The 16,172-nt window shown below is 59.1% G+C and carries 13 protein-coding genes; all 13 read right to left on the bottom strand.

Going from position 1 to position 16,172, the window contains the following annotated elements:
• Window positions 1-31: 31 nt before the first annotated feature.
• Entirely contained in the window at window positions 32-1,681 is a 1,650-nt protein-coding gene (locus AB5Y84_RS16155) for a diguanylate cyclase (RefSeq protein ID WP_368177372.1), read from the bottom strand.
• A complete protein-coding gene (locus AB5Y84_RS16150) occupies window positions 1,681-2,157 on the bottom strand; it encodes a hypothetical protein (RefSeq protein WP_368177371.1) in 477 nt (158 codons plus the stop codon). Before AB5Y84_RS16150 ends, AB5Y84_RS16155 begins: the two co-directional genes overlap by 1 nt.
• A 91-nt stretch (window positions 2,158-2,248) precedes the next feature.
• Window positions 2,249-3,022, bottom strand: a complete 774-nt coding sequence (gene cobB, locus AB5Y84_RS16145) for a Sir2 family NAD+-dependent deacetylase (RefSeq protein WP_005336680.1) — start codon at window positions 3,020-3,022, stop codon at window positions 2,249-2,251.
• A 60-nt stretch (window positions 3,023-3,082) separates the two neighbouring features.
• A complete protein-coding gene (locus tag AB5Y84_RS16140) occupies window positions 3,083-3,724 on the bottom strand; it encodes a GNAT family N-acetyltransferase (RefSeq protein ID WP_368177370.1) in 642 nt (213 codons plus the stop codon).
• A gap of 3 nt (window positions 3,725-3,727) precedes the next feature.
• The gene (locus AB5Y84_RS16135; protein WP_368177369.1) at window positions 3,728-4,972 is read right to left on the bottom strand and encodes a response regulator; all 1,245 of its coding nucleotides are present in this window, start codon (window positions 4,970-4,972) and stop codon (window positions 3,728-3,730) included.
• Complete coding sequence (locus AB5Y84_RS16130) at window positions 4,959-8,948, bottom strand: transporter substrate-binding domain-containing protein (RefSeq protein ID WP_368177368.1); 3,990 nt, start codon at window positions 8,946-8,948, stop codon at window positions 4,959-4,961. Before AB5Y84_RS16130 ends, AB5Y84_RS16135 begins: the two co-directional genes overlap by 14 nt.
• Before the next feature lie 15 nt (window positions 8,949-8,963).
• Window positions 8,964-9,260 carry an integration host factor subunit alpha gene (ihfA, locus tag AB5Y84_RS16125; protein WP_005300715.1) on the bottom strand — a complete coding sequence of 99 codons (297 nt, stop codon included), beginning with the start codon at window positions 9,258-9,260 and terminating at the stop codon, window positions 8,964-8,966.
• Between the two features lie 3 nt (window positions 9,261-9,263).
• Window positions 9,264-11,651, bottom strand: a complete 2,388-nt coding sequence (pheT, locus tag AB5Y84_RS16120) for a phenylalanine--tRNA ligase subunit beta (RefSeq protein ID WP_368177367.1) — start codon at window positions 11,649-11,651, stop codon at window positions 9,264-9,266.
• 12 nt (window positions 11,652-11,663) lie between these two features.
• Entirely contained in the window at window positions 11,664-12,647 is a 984-nt protein-coding gene (pheS, locus tag AB5Y84_RS16115) for a phenylalanine--tRNA ligase subunit alpha (RefSeq protein ID WP_005336686.1), read from the bottom strand.
• A 379-nt stretch (window positions 12,648-13,026) separates the two neighbouring features.
• Window positions 13,027-13,383, bottom strand: coding sequence for a 50S ribosomal protein L20 (rplT, locus tag AB5Y84_RS16110; protein WP_005336687.1), 357 nt, complete (start codon window positions 13,381-13,383; stop codon window positions 13,027-13,029).
• Window positions 13,384-13,398: 15 nt separating this feature from the next.
• Entirely contained in the window at window positions 13,399-13,596 is a 198-nt protein-coding gene (rpmI, locus tag AB5Y84_RS16105) for a 50S ribosomal protein L35 (protein ID WP_005336688.1), read from the bottom strand.
• Between the two features lie 86 nt (window positions 13,597-13,682).
• The gene (gene infC / locus AB5Y84_RS16100; RefSeq protein ID WP_196783562.1) at window positions 13,683-14,213 is read right to left on the bottom strand and encodes a translation initiation factor IF-3; all 531 of its coding nucleotides are present in this window, start codon (window positions 14,211-14,213) and stop codon (window positions 13,683-13,685) included.
• 21 nt (window positions 14,214-14,234) lie between these two features.
• Complete coding sequence (thrS, locus tag AB5Y84_RS16095) at window positions 14,235-16,163, bottom strand: threonine--tRNA ligase (RefSeq protein WP_005336690.1); 1,929 nt, start codon at window positions 16,161-16,163, stop codon at window positions 14,235-14,237.
• Window positions 16,164-16,172 lie beyond the last annotated feature (9 nt).

Raw genomic sequence — 16,172 nt, 5'->3', positions numbered from 1 at the left:
TTATCTCTGCCGTGCAATACCGCTTTTGCCCTCAGGCCAGCGACCTCGTTTCCCTGGTTGCCAGCACTTGCAGTGGCACCAATCCCAATCGTCGGGCCAGAGGCTGCAACAACTCGCCATCTTCATCACCCTGCGGCAGCCAGTAGCGGACAGGCCAGCCGGCTGCCAGCTGCGCCGAGGTGGTGCTGCCAATCTCTCTGAGTGCCAGAGTACAACCCTGCTGCCGCAATCCCGCCAGCAGGGCACCATCCTGCTGCAGCGTCGGTACCAGCAACACCAGCGGCGTGCAGGAAGCCCCCGGCAGATAGGCCAGTAGATGAGTCAGCTGGGCCTGGTTGTCGAGCGGGACCAGCAGTGCCCGACCATCGGCATACTGCGCCTCGTGCGCTTGCAGCACACGGGCCAACACGGGCCCCAGCACACCGCACTCCTGCAGCCAGCGCATGTGGCAAGGCACTCCCTGCTCACGCCACTCAAGCGCCAATTGCCACATCTCGTTGCCCTGTCCGTTCGTCAGCTCCTGCAATGCCACTCGCAGCGGTGCAGGCTCGCGCCCCGCCAGCCACTCTCGCAGCTGATGAAGTTGCTGCTGACTCAACTGCAGCTGCTGCAGCATGGCAGGCTCAAACCAGCTGATCGCCCCCTCCTGGCTACGCTTGGCCTGGTTAAGGGCCAGGATGGCCTGATCCAGCAACCGGGCGGCATCCTGTTGCTGCGCCTTGGCAACCCCGAGCCGACAGGCCAGATCGAAGCTGCACTCCCGGGTCACGAACTCGAAATGGAGCAGATCCACCAGCTCATGAATGGCGGTTTCCAGCGCATCATTCGCCTTGGTCAGCACCACGGCAAATTCATCTCCGCCGAGCCGGTAAGCGTGGCTGCCATGGGCCTGCTGCAACTTGTCGGCCACCATCTGCAACAGCCGATCACCGACCTGATAACCCAGCAGATCATTGACCTGCTTGAAGCGCTTGAGATCGAGCACCACCAAAGCGCTCACCTCGCCAGCATGCAGAGCGCGAGAGAGCTGCTCCTGCAGGGCACGGCGGTTGCCCAGCTGGGTCAGGGGATCGAGCAGGGCAAGCCGACGGTTCGCCAGATTGGCGCGAATGAGGGCAGCGACCAGAGCGCCACCGGTCAGTAACAGGATCAGTTGCCAGATCTGCAGCCAGAACAGGCTGTTGCGGATTTGGCTGACCGAATGCTCCCGCTCCTGGCCGGAGAGGATCTGATCCCCTATCTGTTCGATGAGACGGGTCTGGCTGGCGATCGCCTCCTGCAAGCGGGCAAGCTCAGCCCCCTCGCGCAGCGCACCGGCCTCCATCTGGGGTTCGAGCTGCTTGATCTGCTCGAACAGGGTGGCCAGCACTTTGCCGAGCCCATGCCGCTGGCGCATCTCGGCGGTTTCACTGCTGATGAGGAAGATGTCGAGCCGGTTCCACAGCAGATCGTAATCGAGGCTCAGGGTCTCCATCGACAGTCTGCCAGCCCGATAGAGCTGCAGGTCGTAGAGGAAACGCTGGGATTCGAGCATCACCTGGCTGATGTTCCAGTGGACATTGCGGTAGAAGGTATCGACCAGCTGCTCCTGCCGATACTGCAGATAGAGGCTGCTGCCCGACGAGAGCAGAAACAGCAGCGACACCGCAACCAACAGCAGATTTTGGCGGGATAGCCCCATCAATCGACGATCTCGATGCGGGTCACCAGCCACACCATGCAGTTGTGAATGGCTGGCACGTCCAGCTTGGGATAGGTGGTGAACGGGATGAGCAGCCAGAGCGGCCCCTTGTTGCGCCGGGTCAGCGGTTTGCCGTCCTCCTGACGCACCAGGGTCAGCGGCACGCCGTCGAACAGGGCCAGATCCACCACCTGCTGATAGCCGTTGAGGGCCGAAACGGCGATCTTGCGAGCATCCGGGATCCCTTGCGCCGCCAGCACGGCTGACAGGGTCGGCCCGCGATAGTGGTGGGCGCCCTGAGTCCAGGGGGTAGTGGTGGTGAATTCGGTCTGTGGCAAGGCGGAGAGGGCCGCCTCATCGAGGCTCACCTGCTGGCCATCTGGCAGTACCAGGGTCATCAGGGGGATGGAGGCCGATGCACTGGCACTGGCCAGCATCAGGAGAAAAAAAGCGATCCATTGCTTTACTGCGGTCATGGTAAATTGCGCCAACTGCGTCCCATTTTTTAAATGGTTGCCAGTGTGGCGATTTCACCGAACCATTGCAACTGTCACGTCACACAGTAGCTCAGGGACCGCGCATCTCCATCCAGTTGTGCCCCTCGACTTGCCTCGGTTGATGAATGCCGCACGCCTCCAGCAACTCATCGACATAGGCGGGCACCAGCAGGGAGGCTGGGCCATAACGTTTCTCGTCAAACTGGCTGCCCACTTCGCTCGGCTCGAGATTGAGCTCGATGGTGTGCGCCCCGTTCAATCCCGCTTCATGGACAAACCCGGCGGCCGGATAGACAGCGCCAGAGGTGCCGATGGAGATAAAGAGATCGCACTGGGCAAGCGCGCTGTAGATGCGATCCAGCCCGAGCGGCATTTCGCCAAACCAGACCACATGGGGACGCATCGGCTGGGGGAACTGGCAGCAGGAGCAGAGCTCGTCCTGATGGAGATCGCCACGCCATTCGATCACCTGACCGGACTCGGGGCAGCGGGCCTTGAGCAGCTCGCCGTGCATATGGATAAGGTTCTTGCTGCCAGCGCTCTCGTGCAGATTGTCGATGTTCTGGGTGACCAGCGTCACCGAACCGGGCAGCAGTCGTTCGAGGCGGGCCAGCGCATAGTGGGCCGGATTGGGGTGAACCTGGGGCTGTTGCAGCTGTTTGCGGCGGGAGTTGTAAAAGCGCAGCACCAGTTCGGGATCCCGGGCATACCCCTCGGGGGTCGCCACGTCCTCGACCTTGTGCTCTTCCCACAAACCGTCGCAGGCACGAAAAGTCTTGATGCCGGATTCGGCAGAGATCCCCGCTCCGGTCAGGATCACGATATGTTTATATGACTGCGCCATAAGCTGCTCCGTCTATCCCCGCACAATAAATGTGACCTTAGCACAGGGAAAAAAGTCTCACTATTCGCCCTTGGTCTTAAGCGGCGCCGCTGGCGGTGCGGGTAACCAGGCATCCAGTACCGACAGATCCAGCCTGACAAAGACCATCTCCCGCCCGGTCACCAGGGTCAGCGGCAAGCCAAGGCGCTTGAGCAGGGTCAGCATGGGCCGGTTCTGGGCCAGCACTTCCGCCGTCCACTCCCGGATCCCGTCCGCCCTGGCCAGCAGTGCCAGCGCCAGCAGAATACGCCTCCCCGCCCCCTTGTGCTGGAAGTGATCCGCTACGATGCAGGAGAACTCCGCCCGATCGGGATGAAGGCGGCGGCGGATTGATTGCGCCTGAGCCAGCGGCTCACCAGCCAGATCGGTCAGCAACAGCGAAATCTGTTGTTCAGCATGGTAATTGAGAAATTGGGCCACCTGTTCCGGTGGCGGCGTTCGTTTCGGGCGCATAAAACGCAGATAGATGCTCTCTTCACTCAATGCATCGTAAGCGGCCAGCATGCGGGCAGGCGCCACACCATGCAGCTCGCGCAGCAAGCAAGGCACCTCGGAGACCTGCATCGCCAGTGGCAGCGCGGTCCGGGAAACCGGATGAGGCCAGCCCTCCAGCCCTTTGCCAAGGCGCTCCCGGTGCATGGGCCAGCAGAGGTAGCGCGGCATGGCTTACCAGCGCCCCGTCATACCGCGCTCTCGCCACACCTCGACGTCGAGCAGGTTGTAAGGATCATCCAGATAGACGGCGATCCCCAGCTCCCGAACCCGGGCCATAAAGCGTCCCAGCAGGGAGTCACAGGTCAAGGACTCCATCTCCGGCAAGATCCCCTGCCCCAGCAGCAAGGCGTGCAGCGGCAAACGTTCCAGCAGATCGAATGGCAGATGCTGGCTGTTATCGAGCAGCAGCGCCAGCTTGCTCCCTGCCAGACTGGCTTGCAGCACCAGCGCGAAGCGATCGGCATTGCCGAGCAGGTGGTCACGACGGTGGATCAGCAGAGTCAGTTCGGCTGGGGTGCGCGACTGCTCCGTCAGCCAATCCTTGAGCGCCTCCCAGCGGCTGGGCAAACCCGTCACCGCCAGCCAGACCGGATGAGGGGTCGCGGGACTGGAGAGCAGCCCAAGCTGACCCTGCACCTCCCCCTGCCACCGGCGGATGGAGCGGCGCTGGCCGCTCAAGCGCTGCTGACGCAGCGGGCCCAGATAGAGTCTACGCAGCAACCTGAGCAGCTCGTCGCAATCAAGCGGCTTGGCCAGCGCCGCCAGAATATTGAAACCGGCATCGTGCAGCAGGCGGCGGGCACCGTCGATCAGCGTCTGCTCATGGGCCGAAAGCAGCACAATGGGCAGCCCGGCCTCCTGCAACTGGGGCTGGTTCATCAGCAGACTGATGGCATCTTGCTCCACCAGACTGAGATCGCACACCAGCAGGCTGATGTCGCCCGCCGACAATGCCGCAAGGCAGGCCGATTCATCCTGTACCCACTGACAGGAGAGCCCCAACCCGGCGATGGTCTGTTGCAGTTGCATCCCCTGAAACGGGTGATCCTCGAGCAGCAGCACCTTGTTAGCGGCCAGCCAGTTGCACCATTTACGGTAACTGGCGGCAAGCCCCCCCAGCCAATCCTCGCCGATAGCGTAGATCCCCTCATGCTGCTGCAACTGGGGGAAATAGTCCGCCTGCTGATGAGCGGCGGGGTCGTAAAGGGCAATGGCACCTGCCGCAAACAACCCTTCCCACTGCCAGCAGGCATCCGGTCGGGTACGGTGCAGCGTGACATAGGAGGGCAATGTCATGGTGCTGGCCAACTCATGGGCGGTGCTGTCGAGGGCATAGAGCACAATGGGGCAAAATCCTGCCGCCTCATGCTCTTCCGAATCGAGCAACGCCAGTAATTCTTCATCAGTGATGATCATCTTGAGCCCTCTTTGAAAACTGCTGGCTGAACTCATCCAGTACCCGGTTCAATCTGGCTTGCAGCATCGGATGGGGCGCCTGTTGCCACTCTTCAATGACCGCAACCAACGCAGTCGCCCCTACCATTCTGGCGGCCCCCTTCAACTTGTGTAAAGCAGCATTCACGCCAACTTCATCTTCTTCTGTGCTGCAGCGCTCAAGTTCGGCCAAATCATCACGGGTAGCCTTCAGATAAAGGGCGGCCAGTTCATCGGTCAGCAGCGAGGCAACCGGTGTCGGGACGACAGCATTGCTCCCCTCTTTGGCAATATGGCGCAGCAAGGTCGCCAGCTCCTTGAGGGCGACCGGCTTGTCCAGATGGCCATCGCAACCGCAGGATTGCAGCTCCCTTGCCGCCTGATCACTGAGATCTGCGGTGATCACATAGACCGGCAGACGGGCCCAACGGGCTGATTGGCGCAATTGCCTGCACAGCTCGGCCCCGTTCATCACCGGCATCTGCAGATCGGTCAGCACAAAATCCACCTCCTGCTGCGCCAGCATCTCCAGCGCCAGCTGCCCATTGGCGGCAGTGATAACGCTGGCACCAAGTTGCCCCAGTTGCAGGCTGATCAGCTCGCGATTGACATCGTGATCTTCAACCAGCAGTACCCGCATGCCAAGCCCTGGCTGGGTGCCTGCGACCGGTTGATCCGGAGTCAGCCGTGGCTGCAGTAGGGTGATGATGGTCCCGGGCACCCAGGACTCCCCTTGCCAGGCCCAATAGTAGAGCCCCTTCTCGTCCACCTCCGCTTGCAGCGTATCAACGGCGTTGCTGACGGTGGCGATCCCCAATCGGCTGAGCCAGGGCGACAGCGCTTGCGCCTCATCGTGGGGTAAAGAGAGTGCCAGCTGCCGCACATTGGGCTGCCAGTCCGGCTCCTGCTGTACCCGCTTCAGGGGCAACTCGCAATAGAAGCGGCTACCGCCACCGACGCGCCCCTCGACATCGATAAGACCACCCATCTGCTCGATCAGCTGCTTGCAGATGGCCAGACCAAGACCGGTGCCCGGCGCCCGCAACTGCCCTTCAACGGCAAACTGCTCGAACGGCATAAAGAGCGTGGTGCGCATCTTGGCGGTGATCCCCGGTCCCTGATCATCCACACCAAAGCGCAAGGTCGATGCGACCACCTCGGCCCACAGCACCACTTCCCCACGCAGGCTGAACTTGATGGCATTGGAGAGCAGGTTGTGGAGCACTTGCCGTACCCGGTGAGGGTCGAGGGTCTGCAGGGCTGGCAGAGCCGGGTCCAACTTAAGGCGCAGTTGCAATCCCTTGGCCCGCGCCTTGGTCCAGTGCACTGCCGCCACGTGCTCGCACAGCTCGGCAAAATCGGTGGGCTGGGGCGAGAGGGAGAGTTTGCTGTTTTCGTTGCGGCTAAAGTCGAGCACATCGTTGAGCAGGCCGAGCAGCTCATCCCCCGCCTGACGCACCCGCGCCAGCGCCGAATCCTGCTCTCTCGACAAAGGAGTGCTGGCCAGCCACTCCAGCAAGCCGAGCATGGCGTTCATCGGCGTGCGGATCTCGTGGCTGATGGCGGCCAGAAAGCGCCCCTTGGCCAGAACTGCCTGTTGCGCCTGCTCATGGGAGTGCTGCAATGCCTGATCCTGCTCGACCCGGGCAGTGGCATCCTGCATCACCGCATAGATCCGCCAACCCTGCGGCTGACTGCGGCCACGGCCATAGAGCTGCAACCAGCGCACACCCTTGGTCGGATGGTGATAGCGCATGGTGAATGCGAAGGGTTTGCCAGCCTGCAACATGGCGAACATCTCACGGCGTACCTGGCGGCGATCCTCGCGCTCCAGCATAGTGAGCACCCGTTTGGGCTCACGACGGATCTGCTGGCTCGCCAGCCCCAGCAGCTCGTAACAGCCCCGGCTGATAAACTCGATGCCCCCTACCCGCCCCCGCTCGAACATAAACTGCAGCACCACGCCGGGAACGGTATTGGTCAGGGCGCGCAGGCGGCGCTCTGCCTGACGCAGAAAACGGGCCTGCTCACGCAGCACACTGATATCCGACAGGGCGATAAGATCGGTGGCAGGTGCCTGCTTGTCCAGTCGCAGCGGATGTTGGGCATAGGCGAAAACCTGCTCCCCCAGCACCAGCTCTCCTTCACTCTTCTGGGGCTGTACCGGCGGCAGCATCAACTGTTGTGAATAGCGCAGGGCCAGACGTCGCCCCTGCTTGTTGGATTTGATCACCTTGCCCTGGCTATTGCGCAGATAGACGGGCACCGGCAACGCCTGAAACATGGTTTCCCGCAGCTCGCTCTCGATGGCCAGCGCCTTCTCGGCGGCGTGACGCTGGGCCACTTCCCGTGCCAGTTGCTGGCGGGAACGCCAGATCCCGCCGATGACAATGCTGCTGATCAGCAGTGCCATGGCGATGGAGCCAAACCAGGCGGCGTAGCTCACGCCCGGCTGCTGCACGACGAGCAAGCGGCGCCAGCGCTGGTTAAGTTCGTCAATCTGGGTGCTGGTCAGCGCCATCAGGTTGCGATCCATCACCCCGGCCAGTTCGGTCTGACTCTTGTTGATGGCAAAGCCAAGACTGAAGCGATCTTCCAGCTCCTCGATATCGAGCCCTTCCAGCAAGTTGGTACGCTGGGGATATTGCAGCTGATATAGCTCGCTCAGCATGGCGTCAGCCTTGCCCTGTTTGATCGCGGCAAGCCCCTGCTCGAGGCCGTCGGTGCGAACCCACTCCTGATCACCGAGCAGGGCGAGCAAGGAGGGATCGTAGAGGGATTCCGGCACCAGAATACGCTGCCGCTTGAGCTGCGCCATGCGATCGGCAGCCAGCTTGCTCTTGCTGATCAAGGCAAACCGGTTGGTGGAGATCGTCCGACTGAAAATGAACTGATCCGTCAATGCCGGAGATTCCGGCAAGCCGGCCATCATATCCGCCTCACCACGGCGCAGCTTTTCTACGGCCTCCGCCTTGCTGGCGGCAGGCACCAGCTTGTATTTCAGGCCGGTCTCCTGGGTGACCCAGCGCAGCACATCCGCGCTCCACCCTTTCGCCTCCCCCAGATCATTGACGCCGCTATAGGGCATCAACTCGGGATTGACCACCAGGCGAATGGTGCGCCCGCGGCCGGATAACCAGGCCTGCTCGGTATCGCTGAAGTGGGGCTGGTTGACATAGAGCGACCCCTGATCGAGATAACGAGCCAGATCGGTATAGATAGTACCGGCGGGCATATGACGGATCAGGGTGTCCACCAGATTGGCCAACTCCGGCTGATCGCGCATCATCAGGCGATAGCTGATGATCCGATCCTCACCAAACAGGCGGCGCAGGCGCAAACCATCGGCAGGAAACTCGCGCATCAGATAGCGCAGTTGCAGATAGTCCCCCAGATAGGCATCACCCTTGCCACTCTGCAGCGCGTCGTAGACCTTCTCTCCGCTTTTTAGGGAAATAATGCGTGCCTGGGGATAGAGCTCGTGCAGCAGGCGGGCAGAGTCTGCCACCGAGTAGACCAGAAAGCGGGCCTGTTTGAGATTTTCACCCTTGTAGAGGATGGCGGCATCGGTCTCCATCATCGGACGACTTAACCGCATGCCCTCCACGGCCTTCTTGCGGGTTCCGACATAGGGAATGATGTCACAGTCACCCTCTGTGAGCCCGTTGCGCAATGTCTGCCAATCGGGCAACTCTTTGAGCACGAGGGGAACCGGGAACAGCTCCTGCAACCGGGCGAGACGATCCTTGAGCAGTCCCCCCTCGGCCATCAGGTATGGTGGAGGAAGCGTCGCAGGATAGCAGAGCGAAAGCTGACTCAGTGAATTTACATAAGCCTGGGTCGCCGGCGCCAACGGCAGCACTGTGGTCTGCAAAGGCTTGGCGTACAACGGCAGTGCCAGCACGGCACCCAGAAGAAAAATGGGGAATTTGGTCATCTGAAAACAAAAGCCAGGCATCTGCCTGGCTTTTTATCACTCGTTGGGTTCAACATTTTCTACCCTGGCCTTGAGCTTCTGGCCAGGCCGGAAGGTCACCACGCGGCGGGCGCTGATAGGAATATCCTCGCCCGTCTTGGGGTTGCGTCCGGGACGCTGATTCTTCTCACGAAGGTCAAAGTTACCGAAGCCTGAAATCTTGACTTGTTCACCACGCTCAAGCGCCTGTCGGATTTCCTCAAAGAAGGCTTCCACCATATCTTTGGCTTCACGCTTGCTCATCCCGAGCTGGGTGAACAGGTGCTCTGCAATGTCGGCTTTGGTAAGCGCCATAGATCAATCCCTCAAGGATGCATTCAACTCTTCACCAAGGGCCCGCACGACATTGTCTACGGTCTCGGCAATCTCTTTCTCCTCCAGGGTGCGCTGGGTGTCTTGCAATACAAGACTGATGGCCAGGCTCTTCTTGTCCTCTGCCATACCAGCACCCTGGTATACGTCAAACAAGTTTATTCCAACTACCTGATTTCCGCCAACTTTTTTAATTACCGCAAGCACATCACCTGCCAGAACCTGACGATCGACCACGACGGCGATGTCGCGACGGTTCGCCGGGAACTTGGAAACTTCGGCTGCCACAGGCACCTTGGCCGGGGTCAGCTTGTCCAGCTCCAGCTCAAACATCACCGCGCGGCTCTTGAGGCCCAGCTTCTTCTCGAGGCTCGGGTGGATCACGCCGATGTGGCCGATGATCTCGCCATTGCGCAGGATGGCTGCGCTCTGGCCCGGGTGCAGGGCGCTGTGCTCGGTACGCTCGAAGGTAAAGGTGGCCCCTTCGGCGGTCAAGTCCAGCACCGCTTCCAGATCCCCTTTCAAATCAAAGAAGTCGGCTGCGCGGGTTTTGATATCCCAGTGCTCGTCGCTCTGGTTGCCAGTGATGATACCGGCCAGCATCGGCTCCTGACGGATGCCGTTCTCGGCGCTTTCATCCTTTATGAAACGCAGACCCTGCTCGAACAGACGCACGCGCGGCTGCTGACGGTTCTGGTTGTAAACAACGGCTTGCACCAGCCCCGGGAACAGAGAGACACGCATGGCGGACATCTCGACCGAGATCGGGTTCGGCAGCACGATGGCATCGCTCTGCGGGAACAGGGTTTGCTGGGTCTTGGGATCGACGAAGCTGTAGGTGATCGCTTCCTGGAAACCGCGGTCAACCAGCAGGTCGCGTACGCGCTTCAAGGTCACCTGCCCTTCTGCCTGCTCAACCATCGCCAGAGAGGCGGCCGGTTTCAGGTTCGGGATGTTGTTGTAGCCGTAGATGCGGGCCACTTCCTCGATGAGGTCTTCCTCGATGGCGATATCGAAACGCCAGGAGGGTGCCAGCGCAGTCCAACCGTCAGCATCCACAGTCACCTGCATGCCAAGGCGGGTCAGGATCTCGACCACCTGAGCGTCAGCCACGCTGATACCGATCACCTTGTCGAGCTTGGCGCGACGCAGCTTGATGGGGGCAGCCTTGGGCAGATGGGCATCGGATTTGACCTCGATGACCGGACCCGCTTCACCGCCGCAGATATCCAGCAGCAGACGAGTTGCACGGTCCATCACCTTGGCCTGCAGCTCGGGATCCACCCCGCGCTCGAAGCGGTGGGAGGAGTCGGTGTGCAGACCGTAGGCACGGGCACGGCCGGTGATGGAGAGCGGCGCGAAGAAGGCGCACTCCAGCAGGATGTCGGTTGTGGTCTCGGATACACCGGTGCGGTTGCCACCGAAGATACCGGCCATACAGGCAGGACCTTTGGCATCGGCAATCACCAGGGTGGTCTCTTTGAGCTTCACTTCGTTGCCGTCGAGCAGGGTCATCGGCTCGTCAGCGTGGGCGCGACGTACCACCAGCTCCCCTTCCAGGGTAGCCAGATCGAAGGCGTGCATCGGCTGACCGTATTCCAGCAGCAGGTAGTTGGTGATGTCGACAATGGCGTCGATGGAGCGAATGCCGCCCCGACGCAGCTTCTCTTGCATCCAGAGCGGGCTCTGGGCCTGCAAGTTAAGCCCCTTGATGACGCGCCCCAGATAACGAGGGCAATCGGCGGTTGCTTCAACCCGGATCGGAAAAGTTGCGTCAATGGTGGCAACTGCAGGTGCCCAGGTCGGCTCGACCACGTCCACGCTGTTGAGCACGCCAATTTCACGAGCCAGACCGGCGATACCGAGGCAATCAGCACGGTTCGGAGTCAGATCCACATCGATGGATACGTCGTTCAGATTGAGGTAGTCGCGAATATCGGTACCGATGGGGGCATCGGCCGGCAGCTCGATGATGCCATCGGCTTCAACGTCGATACCCAGCTCGCTGAAAGAGCAAAGCATGCCGTGAGACGGCTGGCCACGCAGCTTGGCTTTCTTGATGGTGAAATCACCCGGCAGGGTCGCCCCTACTTTGGCCACACACACTTTGAGGCCCTGGCGGCAGTTCGGCGCGCCACAGACGATGTCCAGCAGCTCGGCTTCACCCACGTTGATCTTGGTCACCCGCAGCTTGTCGGCGTCCGGATGCTGGGCGCACTCGACCACTTCACCCACGACCACATTGTTGAACTGGCCAGCCACCGCTTCCACGGCGTCCACTTCCAGACCGGCCATGGTGATCTGCTCGGCCAGTGCATTGTCACTCAACTCGGTGCGGACCCACTCCATCACCCAGGATTTACTGAATTTCATGTTCTCTCGCCCTTACTTGAACTGCTTGAGGAAGCGCAGGTCGTTTTCGAAGAAGGCACGCAGGTCGTTGACCCCGTAACGCAGCATGGTCAGGCGCTCAACGCCCATGCCGAAGGCAAAGCCCGAGTATTTTTCCGGATCGATACCAACCGAACGCAGTACGTTCGGGTGCACCATGCCGCAGCCCAGCACTTCAAGCCACTTGCCGTTCTTACCCATCACGTCGACTTCGGCGCTCGGCTCGGTGAACGGGAAGTAGGAAGGACGGAAGCGAATGGTCAGGTCTTCCTCGAAGTAGTTACGCAGGAAGTCGTGCAGAATGCCCTTCAGCTCGGTAAAGCTGGCATGCTCGTCAACCAGCAGACCTTCAACCTGATGGAACATCGGTGTGTGGGTCATGTCGTAGTCGTTACGATAGACGCGGCCCGGTGCAATGATGCGGATCGGCGGCTGCTGATGTTCCATGGTGCGGATCTGCACGCCCGAGGTGTGGGTACGCAGCATCAGATCAGGATTGAAGTAGAAGGTATCGTGATCGGTACGCGCCGGGTGATGAGCAGGAATGTTCAGCGCATCGAAGTTGTGGAAGCCATCTTCAATCTCGGGACCACGGGCAACCTTGAAGCCCATCTCGCCAAACAGGCGTTCGATGCGCTCTATGGTGCGGGTTACCGGGTGCAGACCGCCATTCTCGATACGGCGACCCGGCAGGCTGACGTCGATTGTCTCGGCAGCCAGCTTCTGGTTCAGCACGGCGACTTCGAGCGCTTCACGACGCTCGTTCAGCGCATCCTGAACCTGCTGTTTGGCCTGGTTGATCACGGCGCCCGCGGCGGGACGCTCTTCGGCAGACAAGGCACCCAGGCCCTTCATCTGCTCGGTAAAAAAGCCCTTTTTACCCAGATATTTGACCCGGATTTCGTCGAGGGTCGCGATATCACTCACGCCCTCAATTTCGGCTCTGGCTTGGCCGACTACTTCTTCAAGCTGTTGCATGTCTTCCTCGTCACCACTCCCGGTACAGGAGCCTTTAGGCTAAATAAGGTCAAGAGGGGAATAATACAAAAAAAGCCCCTTCGCTGACCATAGCTAAGGTGGGCTTTTCTCCCTACAAATCATTTTGTTATATCAAGCGAGTCTTATCGGTTCACCCTAACTCCTGAAATAATGGAACAAACATCTAGTTTGTTGGCATATAAACTATTTGTAGAACAGGTCATCTCGCACATATCACCTTGTGTGGAGAAATATGCAGCTCGTGTAAAACAGTGGACATAATATGGGCGGGAGAAAGGAAAAAGTAATGTAAAACAGAGAGTTATAGATACAAAAAAGGAGGCCTGAGCCTCCTTTTAGCGTTTATAACAGAACTGGATTAAACCAGAGCTGCTTTAGCTTTTTCAACCAGGGCGGTGAAAGCCATTTTGTCGTGAACGGCGATATCGGACAGGATCTTGCGATCGATCTCGATAGAAGCCTTCTTCAGACCGTTGATCAGACGGCTGTAGGACAGACCGTTCTGACGGGCTGCAGCGTTGATACGCGCAATCCACAGCTGACGGAACTGACGCTTTTTCTGGCGACGGTCACGGTAGGCATACTGACCAGCTTTGGTTACCGCTTGTACCGCTACGCGGTAAACACGGGAACGGGCGCCGTAGTAACCTTTGGCGGCTTTCATTACTTTCTTGTGACGAGCTCGAGCAGTCACACCACGTTTAACTCTTGGCATTTTTCACATCCCCCCTTATGCGTACGGCAGACAAGCGACAACACGTTTGTGGTCGGCAGCAGAAACCATGAATTTCGGTCCCAGCTGACGCTTACGCTTGCTGCTCTTCTTGGTCAGGATGTGACGCAGGTGGTTGTGCTTGCACTTGAAGCGACCCGAGCCAGTCTTTTTGAAGCGCTTTGCAGCACCCCGGTTGGTTTTCATCTTCGGCATTTCATACTCCGCATTGTGAGTGACAACAAAATCGCAAGGCGAACCAACTCATGGGGCGAGCCCCATGAGTCAATTTCTTGTGGGCCTTAAGATTTCTTCTTAGGTGCGAGGACCATCACAGCTTGACGGCCTTCGACTTTCGGGAACGACTCGACTACGGCCAACTCTTCCAGATCGTTCTTGACGCGCTCCAGAACCTTGATACCAAGATCCTGGTGGGCCATTTCACGACCACGGAAGCGCAGGGTGACCTTAGCCTTGTCCCCGTCTTCCAGAAAGCGAACCAGGTTGCGTAGTTTTACCTGATAGTCGCCTTCGTCAGTGCCAGGACGGAATTTGATTTCCTTAACCTGGACGACTTTCTGCTTTTTCTTCTGTTCTTTGGTTGTTTTGCTCTTTTCGTAGAGGAATTTGCCGTAATCCATGATCCGGCAAACGGGCGGCTCAGCATTTGGACTGATCTCTACCAGATCAACTCCGGCCTCTGCGGCCAAGTTCAGAGCATCCTGAATGGAGGTGATGCCAATGGCTTCACCATCCAGACCAGTCAGACGAACTTCTTTCAGACGGATCTCTTCATTGATCCGGTGAGCGCGGGCTTGCGGTTGCTTGCCCAGTTTTTTTCCGCCTTTTATAGCTTATTCCTCCACTTTCTTTTGTCCGCGGGTCTGAACTTCCTGGGTCAACAGAGCGATGAACTCTTCAACAGGATAAGTGCCCAGGTCAGCCCCTTTACGAGTCCGTACTGCAATCTTACCGGCTTCAACTTCTTTATCGCCGCAGACCAGCATGAAAGGTACTCGCTTCAAAGTATGCTCGCGGATTTTAAAGCCAATCTTCTCATTTCTCAAGTCCGCTTTTGCGCGAAGGCCCGCATCATTCAATGCTTTGGCTACTTTCACCGCATAATCGGCCTGATTGTCCGTGATATTCATGACCACAGCCTGAGTCGGTGCCAACCAGGTCGGGAACAGACCGGCGTACTCTTCAGTCAGAATACCGATGAAGCGCTCGATAGAACCCAGGATGGCCCGGTGGATCATCACAGGTACATGGCGATCGTTGTTTTCGCCCACATAAGTGGCACCCAGACGACCAGGCAGGGCAAAGTCGAGCTGCACGGTACCACATTGCCACGCACGATCAAGGCAATCGTGCAGGGTAAATTCAATTTTGGGACCGTAGAACGCCCCTTCACCCGGCTGCAGATCGTACTTCAGACCGTTGAGCTCCAGCGCTTCGGCCAGCGCTTTCTCGGCGCGATCCCACATCTCGTCAGAGCCGATACGCTGCTCGGGACGAGTGGAGAGCTTGACCACGATGTTCTCGAAGCCAAAGGTACCGTAGACGTCATAGACCATACGAATACAGCCGGAGACCTCTTCCATGATCTGCTCTTCGGTACAGAAGATGTGAGCGTCATCCTGAGTGAAGCCGCGCACCCGCATCAGACCGTGCAGGGAACCGGACGGCTCGTTGCGGTGGCAGGAACCAAACTCGGCCATACGAAGCGGCAGATCGCGGTAGGACTTCAGACCCTGGTTGAAGATCTGGACGTGACCCGGGCAATTCATCGGCTTGATGGCGTACTCGCGGTTTTCGGACTGGGTGGTGAACATGGCCTGGGCATATTTCTCCCAGTGACCTGAACGCTCCCACAGGACGCGGTCCATCATGAACGGACCTTTCACTTCCTGATAGTCGTACTCTTTGAGCTTGCCGCGGATAAAGGTTTCCAGCTCACGGAAGATGGTCCAGCCATCGTTGTGCCAGAACACCATACCGGGTGCTTCTTCCTGCATGTGATACAGGTCGAGCTGCTTGCCGATCTTGCGGTGGTCGCGCTTGGCGGCCTCTTCCAGGCGCTGCAGATAGGCCTTGAGCTGCTTCTTGTCAGCCCAGGCGGTACCGTAGATACGCTGCAGCATCTTGTTGTTGGAGTCGCCACGCCAGTAGGCGCCGGACATCTTCAGCAACTTGAAGTGGTGGCAGTGACGCATGTTGGGCACGTGCGGGCCACGACACATGTCGATATACTCTTCGTGATGATAGAGACCTGGCTGGTCATCACGGGCAATGTTCTGATCCAGGATTTCGACTTTGTAAGACTCGCCGCGCGCCTCGAATACATCGCGCGCTTCTTGCCAGGAGACTTTCTTCTTGATGACGTCGTAATCCTTGGCTACCAGCGCCAGCATGCGCTCTTCCAGGGCAGCCAGATCTTCATCGGTCAGGGTACGGTCAAGATCAACGTCATAGTAGAAGCCGTTGTCGATGACAGGACCGATGGCCATCTTGGTCTGGGGCCAGAGTTGCTTGATAGCATGACCCAGCAAGTGGGCGCAGGAGTGGCGCAGGATGTCCAGACCTTCTTCGTCTTTGGCTGTGATGATGGCCAGCGCAGCATCGGCTTCGATCAGCTCGCACGCATCCACCAGTTCACCGTTTACCCGACCGGCAATGCACGCCTTGGCGAGACCGGGACCGATGTCCGCAGCCACATCCATGACGGAAACAGAGTGGGCAAATTGACGTTGGCTGCCGTCAGGCAGAGTAATGATTGGCATTATGTGTTT

This window comes from Aeromonas sp. s11 (assembly GCF_040907945.1).
Classification (GTDB): domain Bacteria; phylum Pseudomonadota; class Gammaproteobacteria; order Enterobacterales; family Aeromonadaceae; genus Aeromonas; species Aeromonas veronii.
The sequence above is the reverse complement of the archived record's forward strand: the minus strand, read 5'-3'. Positions and strand labels throughout refer to the sequence as shown.